This window comes from Mesorhizobium sp. M1B.F.Ca.ET.045.04.1.1, assembly GCF_003952465.1.
Taxonomy (GTDB): Bacteria; Pseudomonadota; Alphaproteobacteria; order Rhizobiales; family Rhizobiaceae; genus Mesorhizobium; species Mesorhizobium shonense.
Window position 1 is genome coordinate 2,303,144 of record NZ_CP034448.1, and the last position, 15,087, is coordinate 2,318,230.

A 15,087-nucleotide genomic window follows, 5' to 3' on the forward strand; every position below is an offset into this window, starting at 1 on the left:
TTTGATGAAGCTGCTTGGGTGAACCATGAAGCGCGCGCAGATCGAAGAGCAGAACCGTTACCTCCTGCGGCGCCAGCGCGAATTCCGCCAGGCCGCCGATGTCGTCACGCAGTCCTGGATGGCGTTCCCCGAGATCGAGGCGATCGCTGTCATAGGGTCAGTGGCAAAACCGCTCTGGAAGGAGGTCCCCCGGTTCAGCGAATTCCGCCGCGCGCGCATCGAGGTCTGGCACGAGTGCGGCGATCTCGATCTGGCGGTGTGGATCGACTCGCAACATCGGCTCGGCGAGTTGCGCCGCGCGGGAGCCGCCTCGCTGCGAAAGGCCTTCGAGGCAGGCGTGGGCATCAGCGTCGCCAACCATCAGCTCGACGTATTCCTGTTCGAGCCCGGCAGCGACCGCTACCTTGGCCGGCTCTGTTCCTTCAGCCAATGTCCGAAAGGAAAGGAAGACTGTCTGGTTCCCGGTTGCGGAGCGATACCCTTCAACAAGCGTATTGCGGATTTCCAACCTTACGCCGACCTCCTGGCACCGGTCCGCTATTCGACGCTCTACCAGCGGGATGCCGGCTTGCTGCGTTCCGCGCTCGACTTGCCGAATGTCGATGGGCAAGCACCCGGCGTGACAGTTCTCTCTGATCGGCTCTTGCGGGCGGGGCCTGGCCCTTCGGATTGATCACTCAGCATGCCCATTTGCGGCAGGGGGATCCGTCCGTCCGCGCTCGTCGCCGATTAAGGGTGAAAGCCCGTCAAGCACCAGGCTCCGGAACATGGCGTCGACCTCAGACGGCAGCAGTCCAGGCTTCCGCTCGAACCACCAGCTCAGAGCCGTCAGGAAGGCTCCGACGATGAATTGCACGACGAAGTCGCGCGGGATGGCATCGTCTCGGAGCGTCGAGGACAGCTCTTGCCGGACCATTTCCGACAGGATCAGGCGGATCTCGTTGTCCGTCACGGCGCCGCCTCGCCCGCCGATCATCGTCCGGTAGTGGTCGGCATACCGGGCCGCATGTTCGAACATGGCCGTGCTGAAGCCAAGCGGGTCGTCGTGTGATGCTTCAGCTGTTGCAGGCGCCGCGGATTGCGCCTCTTTCAGCTCTTCCCGAAGCAGCTGGAAGCCGCTGCGCAGGAGATCCTCCTTGCCGGTATAGTGCGCATAGAAGGTCGAGCGGCCGACATCGGCTTCATCGATGATGTCCTGCACCGAGAGGGCCTCATAGCCCTTGCGCAGCATGAGCGCCAGCAGCGCCTGGTGAAGGGCCTTGCGCGTACGGGCGGCCCGTCGATCGATTCCGCGCGGCATGAATCACTCCTCCCTTTGCCAATCCGCTCCCTTCTCTGCACGTTTTCCAGGACGGCAGGCCCGGATTGTCCACTAACGGACGTTCCAGTTGCATCGTCCGTCGAAAATTCCGGACAGAGTGTCCATTATCATACGCATTGTTTCGAAGCTTCACCAGTTGGCAGCCACTGTACCGGCATTCGCCAGCTTGGCGCTGTTGAAGATCTGGCGCTTTCGAAGAAAGGACGTGACGGACATGCATCATATGCGAAGCGAAGTGCGTACCGCTGAAACCGCAATCGGCCCGGAAGCCAACAAGGGCATCGGCTTCCCGCGTCTTTACGACCTGCTCGTTCTCGTGCTGACGCGTGGGCGGGACCTGGCCTATCGCGACGCTCTGCTCGATCTGGCCGGCCTGGCGCCGGGCTTCCAACTGCTGGACGTCGGATGCGGCACCGGCACGCAGGCGATTTCGGCCTGGCGCCGCGTGCAACCCGGTGGATCGGTGGTTGGCGTCGACGTCTCCGAAAAGATGCTTGCCGCCGCTCGCCGCAAGGCGAGCCGGGCTGGCCTCGATATCGCGTTTCATCATGCCGATGCGGCCGAATTGCCCTTCGAGGACGGACGCTTCGATGCGGTCACTTTCACCACGGTGCTGCACATGGTGCCGGAAGCACGACGCAGCCTTTGCCTGCGCGAGGCGGCTCGCGTCCTGCCGCCCGGCGGACGGCTGTTGCTGATCGATTATGCCGGCCCCGTCAGCGAGCGTGGACACATGTCGGCAAAGCACGGCCTGCATGGCCAGTTCGACCTGCATCGCCTCCGCGAACCGCTGGCGGCGGCGGGCTTCGAGCGCATTGAAAGTGGCCCGCTCGGCTGGCTCGGCCTGCATTTCCTGCGCGGTATCAAGGTGTGAGGATTGCGGCAACGCCGCTGGTGGCTGCAGGCGTCCGACATGAACCTATGGCCGAACGACTTACCCCTTGATAGCTGAACCCACGATCGAGTCGACGAAGAAGCGCTGCAGGAAGACGAACAGGACGAGCGGCGGCAGCACGGCGAGCGTTGCGCCGGCCATCACCAGGCCGGTGTTGACAGCGCCGCGGTTGTAGCTGAGCAGCCGGCTCAGGCTGATGACGATCGGATAGGCGTCGGCATTGCCCTGCAGCACGGTGAGCGGCCAGAGATAGCTGTTCCAGTGGTAGACGAAGGCGAACAACGCGAGGGCGGCGATCGCCGGCGCGACGCTCGGCGCCACGATCTTGAACAGGATGAGCAGTTCGGAGGCGCCGTCCATGCGCGCGGCGTCGATCAGGTCGTCCGGCACGCCGGCGATGAACTGGCGCATTAGGAAGATGCCGAAGGCGTTGGCGAGGTTGGGCACGATGATGCCGGCGAGGCTGGCGTTGAGCCCGAGCGAGCCGACCATGCGGTAGAGTGGGATCAGCGTGACGATCGGCGGCAGGAACATGGTGGCGATCAGCAGCGAGAACAGCAGCGAGCGGCCTGGGAAGGAATATTTGGCAAAGGCATAGCCGGCCATCATGCTGGTCGCCAGGATGCCGGCGGTGGTGACCGAAGCGATGACCAAGGAATTCCACATCGAGCGGCCGAGATTGATGACGCCGGCGACCTTTTCGTACGCCTCGAGCGTCGGCGCGTGCGGGATCCAGACTGGCGGCACCTGCATGGTCTCGGCCGGCGTCTTCAGGCTGGAAAGCACCATCCAGGCCAGTGGAAAGGCGGAGGCCACGGCGACCAGGAGCATCGCCGTTGCAAGCAAGGCCTTGCGGCCCGAGGGGCGCTTGCGGGTGAGCGAACGGGCGGCCGTACTCATTCGCCGTCCTTGCGGTTGACAAGTGAGAACAGCGCCGAGACGCAGACGATCAGCGACAGCATCAGCATCACAGCCATGGCCGAGCCCAGCCCGCCCTGCGCGCGTTCGATGCCGACGCGGCGAATATGGTAGGTGAGCACATTGGTCGAGCCCACCGGCCCGCCTTGGGTGATCAGCGCCACCGGCTCGAAAACCTGCACCGCGTTGATGATGGCGATGACGGCGCTGAACAAAAGCGTGCGGCGAAGCAAGGGCAACGTGATGAAGCGGAACTGCTCTTTGCCGTTGGCGCCGTCGAGCGTCGCGGCTTCATAGAGGCTGCCGGGAATCTGCGTCAGCCCGGCGATCGCCAGCACGGTGAAGTAGCCGACCTGCTGCCAGACATTGAGCAGGACGATCGACACCAGCGGCCGAGCGCGGCGAGGAGAGCCAGGGCTGCGGGCCGATGCCGATCAGCCCGAGCAAATGGTTGAGCGGGCCTTCGCTCGGCGAATAGAGTTTCGACCAGACCAGGGCCACCGCGATCATCGGCACCATGTAGGTGGAGAACAGCACCGTCCGCAGCGCCGTGCCGCCGGGCACGTCACGCTGGTAGACCATCAGTCCGAAGACGACCGACAGCGGCAGGATGAGGACGACCGAAAGCGCGGTATAGACTGCGGTGTTGAGCAAGGCGGTCTTGAAATCGCGCCCGACCGAGGTCGGGCCGAAAATCTCGCGGAAATTACCAAGCCGGCGAAGCTCGCTTCGGAAAAAGGCGTCTGCGTCGACCAGTCGTGGAAGGAGAGCCAGATGGTGAGCAGCATCGGCAAGAGCACGAAGACGCCGATCAATGTCACGGCGGGCGCAAGCATGATGCCCGCCGGGGCACGAAAAGCTTTGGCCATTCCTATGCTTCCGATGGCTACGGGTCGAAGACCCGAGCCTATTTCGCCGCGCGCTCCAGGATCGACGTGGCACGTAGCTCTGGCCGTCTCAGTCGCTCACGTTGCGCTTATCCTGAGGCCGAGGACCTGGCCATACTGCAACGCCTCGGGACGTTGTGAGCTGGCAGGGATTCACGAGAACTCAGGCCGGACTAGGGCACGGTACGGGTCCTGGAAGGTGCCCGAGCGTCCGGCACGCCTCCTGGCCGACCAATTAGCCGAGGGATGGAAATTCGGAGCGAGCCTGTCCTTGTGTGTCGCCTCGATATCTCGGCGCAGCTGGCGCCCAGACGCCAGCGATATAAGCACAACAATTCGACAATCACGAGAATGTCAGGGAACATAGGCCAAGCGCCTTCTGCCGATTAATCGGGCTGCTCTAGCCCGCGGCGAGGACATTCCCGGGCAGGGCCGGGCCTTCTGCTCCCGTGCTCGCGCCCTTGGCGTGGACCACGGTCATCCAGAGATAGGAGATGATGCGGGCCTTGTCGCGGCCTCGCGGAACCACGTACTGGGGATCGGCGGACTGGCCGCCACGCCGCAGCGCTGGTGGCGAGCGTTTGCGACCTTGTCCCTAGCCTGGTCCTTCGCGTAGCGCACGCTTTCTCACCCAGTTGGCCATGATATCACTCGGCCGTGTCCTTGCGGAGACGTACCATTTACGAGGAACCGGGACCGGTTTGGCTGTTGGCGTCGGCCGTCGCCATCGCCGGATTGCTTAGCTCCAGGAACTTTATCAAGTCTTCGTAAGAGCCCGAAGTCTCGCCGCGCCCTGGCGGATAGTCCAGCGCCCGGTCCTTGCACATCCTCGACCAGCGTTGCCACCATGAGCACACGCAGCAGCGAGGCGAAAGGATGAGACCCAGCCTGCCGCCCATGAGTGTGATTCATGCCAAAACCCTGTGGCCCTATCCTTGTTGGTCAGTTTGCGCGGCCACATCCTTGAAGTCGCCCAGCGTCTTGGCGGGCGCGGCACATGCCTGACCTCCTGAACATCCTATGTTGTGAGTCTCAGCGCGTTAGACGCGATATCCGTTCGGGATGCCGAAGAGCGTGCCGCGCGACCGAGCGGCGTGGACGACGCCGCGGCCAGCAGCGCTACTTCCCTTCATTGGCATCGCTTCGGGCGAGGGCGACGAGTTTGTCCACTTGCCCAGTTCCTTGGAGCCACAGAATCGTAGATGCCGCCGTCTATCTGTCGTGCCCGTTTCGGCGGAGGCCGCCACACCTGCCGAGCGCAGCGGAGGTACAGAAGATCGCCGAAGGGAACCGCTGCGCTACGCGTGGACGCCGGACATCCGGATTTTGCTTCGAGAATCCTTGGCCGCCGCTTTCGCAGCAGCGCGGACCGTCTCACGGGCCCAGCTGGGTATCAGATAGGAGAATGTTGACGCGTTGCGCCCAGCCCGGTTCGCGCGCAGGCCGCGGACGAGGACCCGCAGGACAAAGGAACAGCACAGAATATAATAAACGAAAAAAGAAATCAGAGCAAAAAGAAACAAACAAACATCAGAAAGCAAATACAACCAATACAACGACCAAACAAGGACACAGAAAACAGAAGAAAACACAGACGATACTAAAAACGACACGAAATAAAAGAAAAAATATAAATGAACCAAAAAGCGATTTAGAACAATCATCAAAAAAAAGGAAAGCAAAGACAACAGCAAAAAACACAACACCAAACAAAACGATAAACGAGAAAAAAACGCTACATACAGAGATATCAGAAGCCAAGATATGATTAAGAGACAAAACAAGAAGTCAAAAAATCTATCACAGCATACCTGAAACTCTTCCAGAGACAACAAAAAAACACCAATTAATCAAAATAGATAAGAAAATTACACAAACTAAAATAGTAACACTCAAATGACATCCCCGAAATATATACACAATCTACCGGAACAACCATAGTCAGACATAGTACAACACGCAACGGCTTTCAAGCCTACTTGAAGAGATTGGACGACGTCAGGTCAGTCACTAGAATGATCTCTCATGGAGAAAAGAGCACGCATGTAAAACTTCCTTCCCCACGGCTTCCGCGTCCCCGTCGCCTGCCGCCCCTCCCGAGGAAGCGACAGACCAAAGAAATGGGGAGACCGGGCAATGGCAATCACGCGCGCTTGTCCCCGTCCCACCGCGGGCGCACCCTGCAGTTCTCGGCCTTTATCGGCGTGCCTCGCCGACCGCCACTGCGCCAGGAGGCATCTATTGACGGACCTGCTGCCGGCATGCTCGAGCCGACGCAGCCACCCGTGATCGGTCTGTGCGGAGCTGGCGCACCGGGAACGGACATGCGTGCGAAGCGCGGCATACTTCGATGTCATTTAGGAGGAAAGAACCAATCGGAGCGCGATGAACTTGGTCGTATCCTCGTGATACCAAGTTCCCCCGCCCCGGGACGCTCCGGGACCTACGGCCAAGAAACCGCTTGAGCACGGCGTTGCGCGGCGGCCGCGGACCCGACATCGCGCAGGCGACCCAACATTGCGTGGAGACGCAATTCGTCCAAGTCGGCTCCGCCCTCACCTGGCCTGCCGGCAATCCTCTCCCGTATAAGTGACGGGAGAGGGGCGCTCTCAAGCGTTCGACAATCGCAACTTCTGCCAGGAAACGAGCCGGGCGCCGCGGCCGTCCGCCTTCTCCCGATCACTATACGGAGAGAAGGTGCCGGCAGGCGGATGAGGGGCAGCCGCCAGCGCTAGGAAAATCGCGCAAACTGATCGAACCCCTTCGACAAATGCCGTGCAAGGCTGCGCGAGTTGCGGTCGTTTTCACAAAACAATGGAATACACTGTTCGAAATTGGCGGAGCGCCCCTATTAGTCGCCGGCCAATGACAGCCTCGGGGAGGAATCGAAACATGGTCCATGCAACCGCTAACGGAACCTCGCGCAAGCGCCTGACGGTCGGCATGGTCGGGGGCGGCCGCAGCCCTTCATCGCGCTGTGCACCGGCTGGCCATGCGGCTCGACGACCAGATCGCCCTCGTGGCGGGCGCGCTGTCTTCCGATCCGGAGAACGCAGCCGCCTCGGCGCCGAGATCGGCATCGCACCCGAGCGCAGCTATGCCGATTACCGTGCCATGGCGAAAGCCGAAGCGGCGCGGCCGGACGGCATCGAGGCGGTGGTCGTCGTCACGCCCAACCATCTGCATGCGCCGATCGCGACCGCCTTCCTCGAGGCCGGCATCGACGTCATCTGCGACAAGCCGCTATCGACGACGCTTGCCGAGGCCGAGGCGCTGGTGACGCTAACCAAGCGAAGAAGCGCCGCTTCGTCGTCACGCTCAACAACACCGGCTACGCCATGGTGCGCCAGGCGCGCGAGATGGTGGCGGCGGGCGCGCTCGGCCGCATCGTTTCCGTGCATGGCGCCTATATGCAGGACTGGCTGACGGCAGCCGATCGACGCGCAAGGCAGAAGCAGGCCGAATGGCGCACCGACCCGGCGCGCGCCGGGCAGTCGCGGTGCTTGCCGACATCGGCGTGCATGCCTTCAACCTGGCGAGCTTCATCTCCGGCTTCGAGGCGGAGGCGGTCTCGGCCGACCTTTTCACCGCCGTGCCCGGCCGGCGGCTCGACGACAATGCGCATGTGCTGGTGCGCTGGATGGGCGGCGCGCACGGCACGATCCTCGCCAGCCAGACCTCGCCGGCCACTACAACGACCTCTCGGTGCGCATCTATGGCGACAAGGCCGGGCTCGAATGGTCGGGCCACGCGGCCGGAGGAGCTGCGCTTCTCGCCCATGGCGAGGAGAACGCGCACGCTGGCTGCGCGGCGGCCACGGATCGACGGCCGGAAGCCCGGCGCGGTCTCGCGCACGGCCGGCCGCGCATCCCGAGGGCTATATCGAGCCTTCGCCAATTTCTACCGCCGACGCCGCCGACATCATCCTGCGCGGCATCGTTCGGGGCGAGGGGTCCGATACGGCACGCGTGGCGCAGGTGCCCGACGTGGTCGACGGTGCGCGCGGCGTGAAGTTCGTGGCGGCGGCGGTGGAGTCGAACGCGGCAGGCGGCGTGTGGATAGCGGCGAGGTTTGAGTGAGGGGGCAGTCGCACTCTTGACGGCTTGCCGAACTCGGCCTCCGATGGCCGCAAACGCAGTTTGATGAAGCTGCTTGGGTGAACCATGAAGCGCGCGCAGATCGAAGAGCAGAACCGTTACCTCCTGCGGCGCCAGCGCGAATTCCGCCAGGCCGCCGATGTCGTCACGCAGTCCTGGATGGCGTTCCCCGAGATCGAGGCGATCGCTGTCATAGGGTCAGTGGCAAAACCGCTCTGGAAGGAGGTCCCCGGTTCAGCGAATTCCGCCGCGCGCGCATCGAGGTCTGGCACGAGTGCGGCGATCTCGATCTGGCGGTGTGGATCGACTCGCAACATCGGCTCGGCGAGTTGCGCCGCGCGGGAGCCGCCTCGCTGCGAAAGGCCTTCGAGGCAGGCGTGGGCATCAGCGTCGCCAACCATCAGCTCGACGTATTCCTGTTCGAGCCCGGCAGCGACCGCTACCTTGGCCGGCTCTGTTCCTTCAGCCAATGTCCGAAAGGAAAGGAAGACTGTCTGGTTCCCGGTTGCGGAGCGATACCCTTCAACAAGCGTATTGCGGATTTCCAACCTTACGCCGACCTCCTGGCACCGGTCCGCTATTCGACGCTCTACCAGCGGGATGCCGGCTTGCTGCGTTCCGCGCTCGACTTGCCGAATGTCGATGGGCAAGCACCCGGCGTGACAGTTCTCTCTGATCGGCTCTTGCGGGCGGGGCCTGGCCCTTCGGATTGATCACTCAGCATGCCCATTGCGGCAGGGGATCCGTCCGTCCGCGCTCGTCGCCGATTAAGGGTGAAAGCCCGTCAAGCACCAGGCTCCGGAACATGGCGTCGACCTCAGACGGCAGCAGTCCAGGCTTCCGCTCGAACCACCAGCTCAGAGCCGTCAGGAAGGCTCCGACGATGAATTGCACGACGAAGTCGCGCGGGATGGCATCGTCTCGGAGCGTCGAGGACAGCTCTTGCCGGACCATTTCCGACAGGATCAGGCGGATCTCGTTGTCCGTCACGGCGCCGCCTCGCCCGCCGATCATCGTCCGGTAGTGGTCGGCATACCGGGCCGCATGTTCGAACATGGCCGTGCTGAAGCCAAGCGGGTCGTCGTGTGATGCTTCAGCTGTTGCAGGCGCCGCGGATTGCGCCTCTTTCAGCTCTTCCCGAAGCAGCTGGAAGCCGCTGCGCAGGAGATCCTCCTTGCCGGTATAGTGCGCATAGAAGGTCGAGCGGCCGACATCGGCTTCATCGATGATGTCCTGCACCGAGAGGGCCTCATAGCCCTTGCGCAGCATGAGCGCCAGCAGCGCCTGGTGAAGGGCCTTGCGCGTACGGGCGGCCCGTCGATCGATTCCGCGCGGCATGAATCACTCCTCCCTTTGCCAATCCGCTCCCTTCTCTGCACGTTTTCCAGGACGGCAGGCCCGGATTGTCCACTAACGGACGTTCCAGTTGCATCGTCCGTCGAAAATTCCGGACAGAGTGTCCATTATCATACGCATTGTTTCGAAGCTTCACCAGTTGGCAGCCACTGTACCGGCATTCGCCAGCTTGGCGCTGTTGAAGATCTGGCGCTTTCGAAGAAAGGACGTGACGGACATGCATCATATGCGAAGCGAAGTGCGTACCGCTGAAACCGCAATCGGCCCGGAAGCCAACAAGGGCATCGGCTTCCCGCGTCTTTACGACCTGCTCGTTCTCGTGCTGACGCGTGGGCGGGACCTGGCCTATCGCGACGCTCTGCTCGATCTGGCCGGCCTGGCGCCGGGCTTCCAACTGCTGGACGTCGGATGCGGCACCGGCACGCAGGCGATTTCGGCCTGGCGCCGCGTGCAACCCGGTGGATCGGTGGTTGGCGTCGACGTCTCCGAAAAGATGCTTGCCGCCGCTCGCCGCAAGGCGAGCCGGGCTGGCCTCGATATCGCGTTTCATCATGCCGATGCGGCCGAATTGCCCTTCGAGGACGGACGCTTCGATGCGGTCACTTTCACCACGGTGCTGCACATGGTGCCGGAAGCACGACGCAGCCTTTGCCTGCGCGAGGCGGCTCGCGTCCTGCCGCCCGGCGGACGGCTGTTGCTGATCGATTATGCCGGCCCCGTCAGCGAGCGTGGACACATGTCGGCAAAGCACGGCCTGCATGGCCAGTTCGACCTGCATCGCCTCCGCGAACCGCTGGCGGCGGCGGGCTTCGAGCGCATTGAAAGTGGCCCGCTCGGCTGGCTCGGCCTGCATTTCCTGCGCGGTATCAAGGTGTGAGGATTGCGGCAACGCCGCTGGTGGCTGCAGGCGTCCGACATGAACCTATGGCCGAACGACTTACCCCTTGATAGCTGAACCCACGATCGAGTCGACGAAGAAGCGCTGCAGGAAGACGAACAGGACGAGCGGCGGCAGCACGGCGAGCGTTGCGCCGGCCATCACCAGGCCGGTGTTGACAGCGCCGCGGTTGTAGCTGAGCAGCCGGCTCAGGCTGATGACGATCGGATAGGCGTCGGCATTGCCCTGCAGCACGGTGAGCGGCCAGAGATAGCTGTTCCAGTGGTAGACGAAGGCGAACAACGCGAGGGCGGCGATCGCCGGCGCGACGCTCGGCGCCACGATCTTGAACAGGATGAGCAGTTCGGAGGCGCCGTCCATGCGCGCGGCGTCGATCAGGTCGTCCGGCACGCCGGCGATGAACTGGCGCATTAGGAAGATGCCGAAGGCGTTGGCGAGGTTGGGCACGATGATGCCGGCGAGGCTGGCGTTGAGCCCGAGCGAGCCGACCATGCGGTAGAGTGGGATCAGCGTGACGATCGGCGGCAGGAACATGGTGGCGATCAGCAGCGAGAACAGCAGCGAGCGGCCTGGGAAGGAATATTTGGCAAAGGCATAGCCGGCCATCATGCTGGTCGCCAGGATGCCGGCGGTGGTGACCGAAGCGATGACCAAGGAATTCCACATCGAGCGGCCGAGATTGATGACGCCGGCGACCTTTTCGTACGCCTCGAGCGTCGGCGCGTGCGGGATCCAGACTGGCGGCACCTGCATGGTCTCGGCCGGCGTCTTCAGGCTGGAAAGCACCATCCAGGCCAGTGGAAAGGCGGAGGCCACGGCGACCAGGAGCATCGCCGTTGCAAGCAAGGCCTTGCGGCCCGAGGGGCGCTTGCGGGTGAGCGAACGGGCGGCCGTACTCATTCGCCGTCCTTGCGGTTGACAAGTGAGAACAGCGCCGAGACGCAGACGATCAGCGACAGCATCAGCATCACAGCCATGGCCGAGCCCAGCCCGCCCTGCGCGCGTTCGATGCCGACGCGGCGAATATGGTAGGTGAGCACATTGGTCGAGCCCACCGGCCCGCCTTGGGTGATCAGCGCCACCGGCTCGAAAACCTGCACCGCGTTGATGATGGCGATGACGGCGCTGAACAAAAGCGTGCGGCGAAGCAAGGGCAACGTGATGAAGCGGAACTGCTCTTTGCCGTTGGCGCCGTCGAGCGTCGCGGCTTCATAGAGGCTGCCGGGAATCTGCGTCAGCCCGGCGATCGCCAGCACGGTGAAGTAGCCGACCTGCTGCCAGACATTGAGCAGGACGATCGACACCAGCGCCGAGCGCGGCGAGGAGAGCCAGGGCTGCGGGCCGATGCCGATCAGCCCGAGCAAATGGTTGAGCGGGCCTTCGCTCGGCGAATAGAGTTTCGACCAGACCAGGGCCACCGCGATCATCGGCACCATGTAGGTGGAGAACAGCACCGTCCGCAGCGCCGTGCCGCCGGGCACGTCACGCTGGTAGACCATCAGTCCGAAGACGACCGACAGCGGCAGGATGAGGACGACCGAAAGCGCGGTATAGACTGCGGTGTTGAGCAAGGCGGTCTTGAAATCGCGCCCGACCGAGGTCGGGCCGAAAATCTCGCGGAAATTACCAAGCCCGGCGAAGCTCGCTTCGGAAAAAGGCGTCTGCGTCGACCAGTCGTGGAAGGAGAGCCAGATGGTGAGCAGCATCGGCAAGAGCACGAAGACGCCGATCAATGTCACGGCGGGCGCAAGCATGATGCCCGCCGGGGCACGAAAAGCTTTGGCCATTCCTATGCTTCCGATGGCTACGGGTCGAAGACCCGAGCCTATTTCGCCGCGCGCTCCAGGATCGACGTGGCGTCGGCCTCAGCGCTCACTTGCGCATCCTTGGCCGAGACCTGGCCATACTGCAACGCCTCGAGCGTTTGCTGCAGGGATTCCGAGAACTCCTGGCCGCCGGGCACGACGGGGAAGGGCCGAGCGTCGGCCAGCACGCTGACATAGCCGGAGAGGAATTCGGAGCCGAGCTTGTCCTTGTGCGCCTCGATATCGGAGCTGCGCGAGGGCAGGATGCCCATCGACATCAGGATGTCGGACATGGCCGAAGCGCCGTTCTTGCCGGATTTCGGGCTGTTCAGCCAGGCGAGGAATTCCCAGGCCGCCTTCTGCTCGGCCTCGCCCGCCTTGGCGTTGACCACGGTCATCCAGGAATAGGAGATCGAATGCGGCTTGTCGCCGCTCGGGCCGACGGGGATCGGCGCGGTGGCGACGTTTGCGAACTTGTCCCCCATGCCGGTCTTGAGCGCGCTTTCCCACCAGTTGGCCATGATGATCATGCCGGTCTTGCCGGAGACGAAATTGTCGAGGAACGGACCGGTGGTGTTGGCGTCGGCCGTCGCCATCGCCGGATTGCTTGCTCCGGACTTTATCAAGTCTTCGTAGAGCCCGAAGGTCTCGCCGGCCTGGGGACTGTCCAGCGCCGGCTTGCCATCCTTGACCAGGTTGCCACCATTGGACACGAGCAGCGAGGCGAAAGGATGGACCACGCCTGCCGCCCATGAGTTGATCATGCCAAAACCCTGCTGGCCCTTATCCTTGTTGGTCAGTTTTGCCGCGGCATCCTTGAATTCGGCCCAGGTCTTGGGCGGCGCGGCAATGCCTGCCTCCTTGAACAGTTCCTTGTTGTAGTTCAGCGCGTAGACGTCGATTTCGTTCGGGATGCCGTAGAGCGTGCCGCCGACCGAGGCGGCGCTGACGACGCCCGCCGGCCAGGCGCTCTTCACCTCATTGGCTATCGCTTCGGGCGCAGGGGCGACGAGTTTGTCCCTTGCCAGTTCCGGCAGCCACAGATCGTAGATGCCGCCGATCGTCGGCCCGTCGGAGGAGCCGCCCTGCGAGCGCAGCGTGGTCAGAAGATCGCCGAAGGGAACCGCGCGCACGGTGACGCCGACATCCGGATTTTGCTTCGAAAAATCCTTGGCCGCCGCTTCGAGCAGCGCGACCGTCTCCGGCGACCAGTGGGTCAGATAGGAGATGTTGACCGATTGCGCCCAGCCGGTCGCGGGAAGCGCGACGAGACCCGCGGCAAGAGCCAGTTTCGAGATCCAGGCAGACGACATCGGCATCCTCCACACAAGCCGCGACAGAAGCGACGACGTTATGACAAGTTTGATCTCGGGCGCAAGCCCCAACGTGAGAACGTTCGGTTGGCGCTTGTGGGTCAAAAATCTTCAGCAACCGCTCTTCGGAAATTTATGTATGAAATTCATATGGATAACATTGCCATCCCCGTTTCACTCGCGACTGTCAGATAGTCACCCACGGCTTTCAGGCTCTTGCGATTGGCGTCATGTCGTTATAATGACTTTATGAAAAAGCAGATGACTCTCCCGCGGCTTCCTGCCGCGCGGCCCAGAAACAGAAAAAATGGGAGAACCGGCAAATGAGCATGCTTTCAATCCACCGGCGCACCGCGCTCGGCCTTATCGGCGGCCTCGCCGCCGCCTGCGCCGGCATTTTGACGACGCTGCCGGCCCGAGCCGACAGCACCGTGACGTTGTGGAGCTGGCGCACCGAGGACGAGGCTGCGATGCGCCGCATCTTCGATGTCTTCGAGAAGAACAATCAGGGCATCAAGGTCGATATCCAGTTCACGCCCGACGCCGACTACCAGAACCGCTTGAGCACGGCGTTGCGCGGCGGCCGCGGACCCGACATCGCGCAGCTCAAGGCCTATGGCGAATTGCAGCCCTTTATCGAAGGCGGCTATCTCGACGCGCTCGACGACAGCGTGGCGGAATTGAAGAACATGCCGGACGCTGCGCTTGGCGGCGCGCGCGGCCGTGCCGACGGCAAGCTCTATGGCGTGCCCTATTCGGTGCCGATGATGGGCGTCTTCTACAATGAGGACATCTTCTCGGCGCAAGGCATCGAGATCCCGAAGACCTACAAGGACTTTGTCGCCGCCTGCGAAAAACTCAAGGCGGCGGGCATCACGCCGATCGCCAATGGCGGCGCCAACGGCTCGGCGTGGGAGTTGGAGATCGGCGTCGGCGTCATCGGCCCGACGATCTACGGGCCTGGCTTCTATGACGAGATGATGAGCGGCAAGGCGACGTTCGAGGATCCTCGTTACGTTGCGGCGCTGAAGCGTTTCGCCGAACTGAAGCCCTATTATTCCGACGGCTTCGCCGGCATCGACTACACCACCGCGACGCAGCAATTCATCGGCGGCAAGGCGGCGATGTTCTTCGGCGGCTCGTTCGAGAACGGCAGCTTCAAGTCGCAGAACCCGAAGCTGAAATTCTCGATCTTCCCGTTCCCCGCCGACGATGCCTCTACCAAGCTCTACACGTCGGCCTTCTCCGACGGCTCCTATGGTCTCGTCTCGGAGAGCCAGAACAAGGAGGCGGCGACCAGGGTGCTGAACTTCATGGCCTCGACCGAGTTCGCGCAACTCTTCGCCGACGAGCTCGGCTGGCCGCCGGCACGCACCGACGTCACCGTCAGGGATCCGGTGCTCGCCAAAATGATGGAGATGTCGAAGAACTCGACGCCGTACCTCACGCTTGTCGGCTTCCGCTGGCAGACGCCAACGGCGTCCTCGGTGATGCAGTCCGAGATCATCGACATGGTCGAGGGCAATGTCGCGCCGGAGAAGCTGGCGGCCGACATGCAGGCCGCCGTCGCCACCTGGTTCAAGCCAAAGCAGTAAGG

Annotated in this window: 15 protein-coding genes and 1 pseudogene; 8 read left to right on the top strand and 8 right to left on the bottom strand. The window is 62.8% G+C overall.

Annotated features, from left to right (window positions below; translation table 11 throughout):
• Positions 1 to 25: 25 nt before the first annotated feature.
• A complete protein-coding gene (locus EJ071_RS11320; RefSeq protein ID WP_245460200.1) occupies positions 26 to 673 on the top strand; it encodes a hypothetical protein in 648 nt (215 codons plus the stop codon).
• Here EJ071_RS11320 and EJ071_RS11325 read toward each other — a convergent pair whose 3' ends face one another.
• Positions 674 to 1,300, bottom strand: coding sequence for a TetR/AcrR family transcriptional regulator (locus EJ071_RS11325; protein ID WP_126097938.1), 627 nt, complete (start codon positions 1,298 to 1,300; stop codon positions 674 to 676).
• Positions 1,301 to 1,535: 235 nt separating this feature from the next.
• Here EJ071_RS11325 and EJ071_RS11330 point away from each other — a divergent pair, with 235 nt between their 5' ends.
• A complete protein-coding gene (locus tag EJ071_RS11330) occupies positions 1,536 to 2,195 on the top strand; it encodes a methyltransferase domain-containing protein (RefSeq protein WP_126097939.1) in 660 nt (219 codons plus the stop codon).
• A 60-nt stretch (positions 2,196 to 2,255) separates the two neighbouring features.
• Here EJ071_RS11330 and EJ071_RS11335 read toward each other — a convergent pair whose 3' ends face one another.
• The 3 genes from EJ071_RS11335 to EJ071_RS39365 are packed head-to-tail and all read right to left on the bottom strand — an operon-like array spanning position 2,256 to position 3,788.
• On the bottom strand, positions 2,256 to 3,116 hold the full coding sequence (locus EJ071_RS11335; RefSeq protein WP_126097940.1) for a carbohydrate ABC transporter permease: 861 nt from the start codon (positions 3,114 to 3,116) through the stop codon (positions 2,256 to 2,258).
• On the bottom strand, positions 3,113 to 3,472 hold the full coding sequence (locus tag EJ071_RS39360) for a sugar ABC transporter permease (RefSeq protein WP_245460201.1): 360 nt from the start codon (positions 3,470 to 3,472) through the stop codon (positions 3,113 to 3,115). Before EJ071_RS39360 ends, EJ071_RS11335 begins: the two co-directional genes overlap by 4 nt.
• The gene (locus EJ071_RS39365; protein ID WP_245460202.1) at positions 3,426 to 3,788 is read right to left on the bottom strand and encodes a hypothetical protein; all 363 of its coding nucleotides are present in this window, start codon (positions 3,786 to 3,788) and stop codon (positions 3,426 to 3,428) included. The genes EJ071_RS39360 and EJ071_RS39365 overlap by 47 nt, the downstream gene beginning before the upstream one ends.
• A 1,638-nt stretch (positions 3,789 to 5,426) precedes the next feature.
• Here EJ071_RS39365 and EJ071_RS11345 point away from each other — a divergent pair.
• From EJ071_RS11345 to EJ071_RS40235, 4 genes and pseudogenes are all read left to right on the top strand, one after another.
• Positions 5,427 to 5,789 carry a hypothetical protein gene (locus tag EJ071_RS11345; RefSeq protein ID WP_126097941.1) on the top strand — a complete coding sequence of 121 codons (363 nt, stop codon included), beginning with the start codon at positions 5,427 to 5,429 and terminating at the stop codon, positions 5,787 to 5,789.
• 1,124 nt (positions 5,790 to 6,913) lie between these two features.
• The gene (locus EJ071_RS11350) at positions 6,914 to 7,447 is read left to right on the top strand and encodes a Gfo/Idh/MocA family oxidoreductase (protein WP_189521445.1); all 534 of its coding nucleotides are present in this window, start codon (positions 6,914 to 6,916) and stop codon (positions 7,445 to 7,447) included.
• A gap of 37 nt (positions 7,448 to 7,484) precedes the next feature.
• Positions 7,485 to 8,096, top strand: coding sequence for a hypothetical protein (locus tag EJ071_RS11355; protein ID WP_126097943.1), 612 nt, complete (start codon positions 7,485 to 7,487; stop codon positions 8,094 to 8,096).
• An 88-nt stretch (positions 8,097 to 8,184) separates the two neighbouring features.
• Positions 8,185 to 8,831: pseudogene (locus EJ071_RS40235) on the top strand (hypothetical protein).
• Positions 8,832 to 8,835: 4 nt separating this feature from the next.
• On the opposite strand, the gene EJ071_RS11365 reads toward EJ071_RS40235, so the two are convergent.
• Positions 8,836 to 9,456, bottom strand: a complete 621-nt coding sequence (locus EJ071_RS11365) for a TetR/AcrR family transcriptional regulator (RefSeq protein ID WP_126097944.1) — start codon at positions 9,454 to 9,456, stop codon at positions 8,836 to 8,838.
• 235 nt (positions 9,457 to 9,691) lie between these two features.
• Here EJ071_RS11365 and EJ071_RS11370 point away from each other — a divergent pair, with 235 nt between their 5' ends.
• A complete protein-coding gene (locus tag EJ071_RS11370; RefSeq protein ID WP_126097939.1) occupies positions 9,692 to 10,351 on the top strand; it encodes a methyltransferase domain-containing protein in 660 nt (219 codons plus the stop codon).
• A gap of 60 nt (positions 10,352 to 10,411) precedes the next feature.
• Here EJ071_RS11370 and EJ071_RS11375 read toward each other — a convergent pair whose 3' ends face one another.
• The 3 genes from EJ071_RS11375 to EJ071_RS11385 are packed head-to-tail and all read right to left on the bottom strand — an operon-like array spanning position 10,412 to position 13,490.
• Positions 10,412 to 11,272, bottom strand: coding sequence for a carbohydrate ABC transporter permease (locus EJ071_RS11375; RefSeq protein WP_126097940.1), 861 nt, complete (start codon positions 11,270 to 11,272; stop codon positions 10,412 to 10,414).
• Positions 11,269 to 12,159, bottom strand: coding sequence for a sugar ABC transporter permease (locus EJ071_RS11380; protein WP_126097945.1), 891 nt, complete (start codon positions 12,157 to 12,159; stop codon positions 11,269 to 11,271). The genes EJ071_RS11375 and EJ071_RS11380 overlap by 4 nt, the downstream gene beginning before the upstream one ends.
• 38 nt (positions 12,160 to 12,197) lie before the next feature.
• Positions 12,198 to 13,490 (bottom strand): extracellular solute-binding protein, encoded by a 1,293-nt coding sequence (locus tag EJ071_RS11385; protein ID WP_126097946.1) that lies wholly within the window; start codon positions 13,488 to 13,490, stop codon positions 12,198 to 12,200.
• A 323-nt stretch (positions 13,491 to 13,813) separates the two neighbouring features.
• On the opposite strand from EJ071_RS11385, the gene EJ071_RS11390 reads away from it, so the two are divergent.
• The gene (locus EJ071_RS11390; RefSeq protein WP_126097947.1) at positions 13,814 to 15,085 is read left to right on the top strand and encodes an extracellular solute-binding protein; all 1,272 of its coding nucleotides are present in this window, start codon (positions 13,814 to 13,816) and stop codon (positions 15,083 to 15,085) included.
• The last annotated feature ends 2 nt before the right edge of the window (positions 15,086 to 15,087 follow it).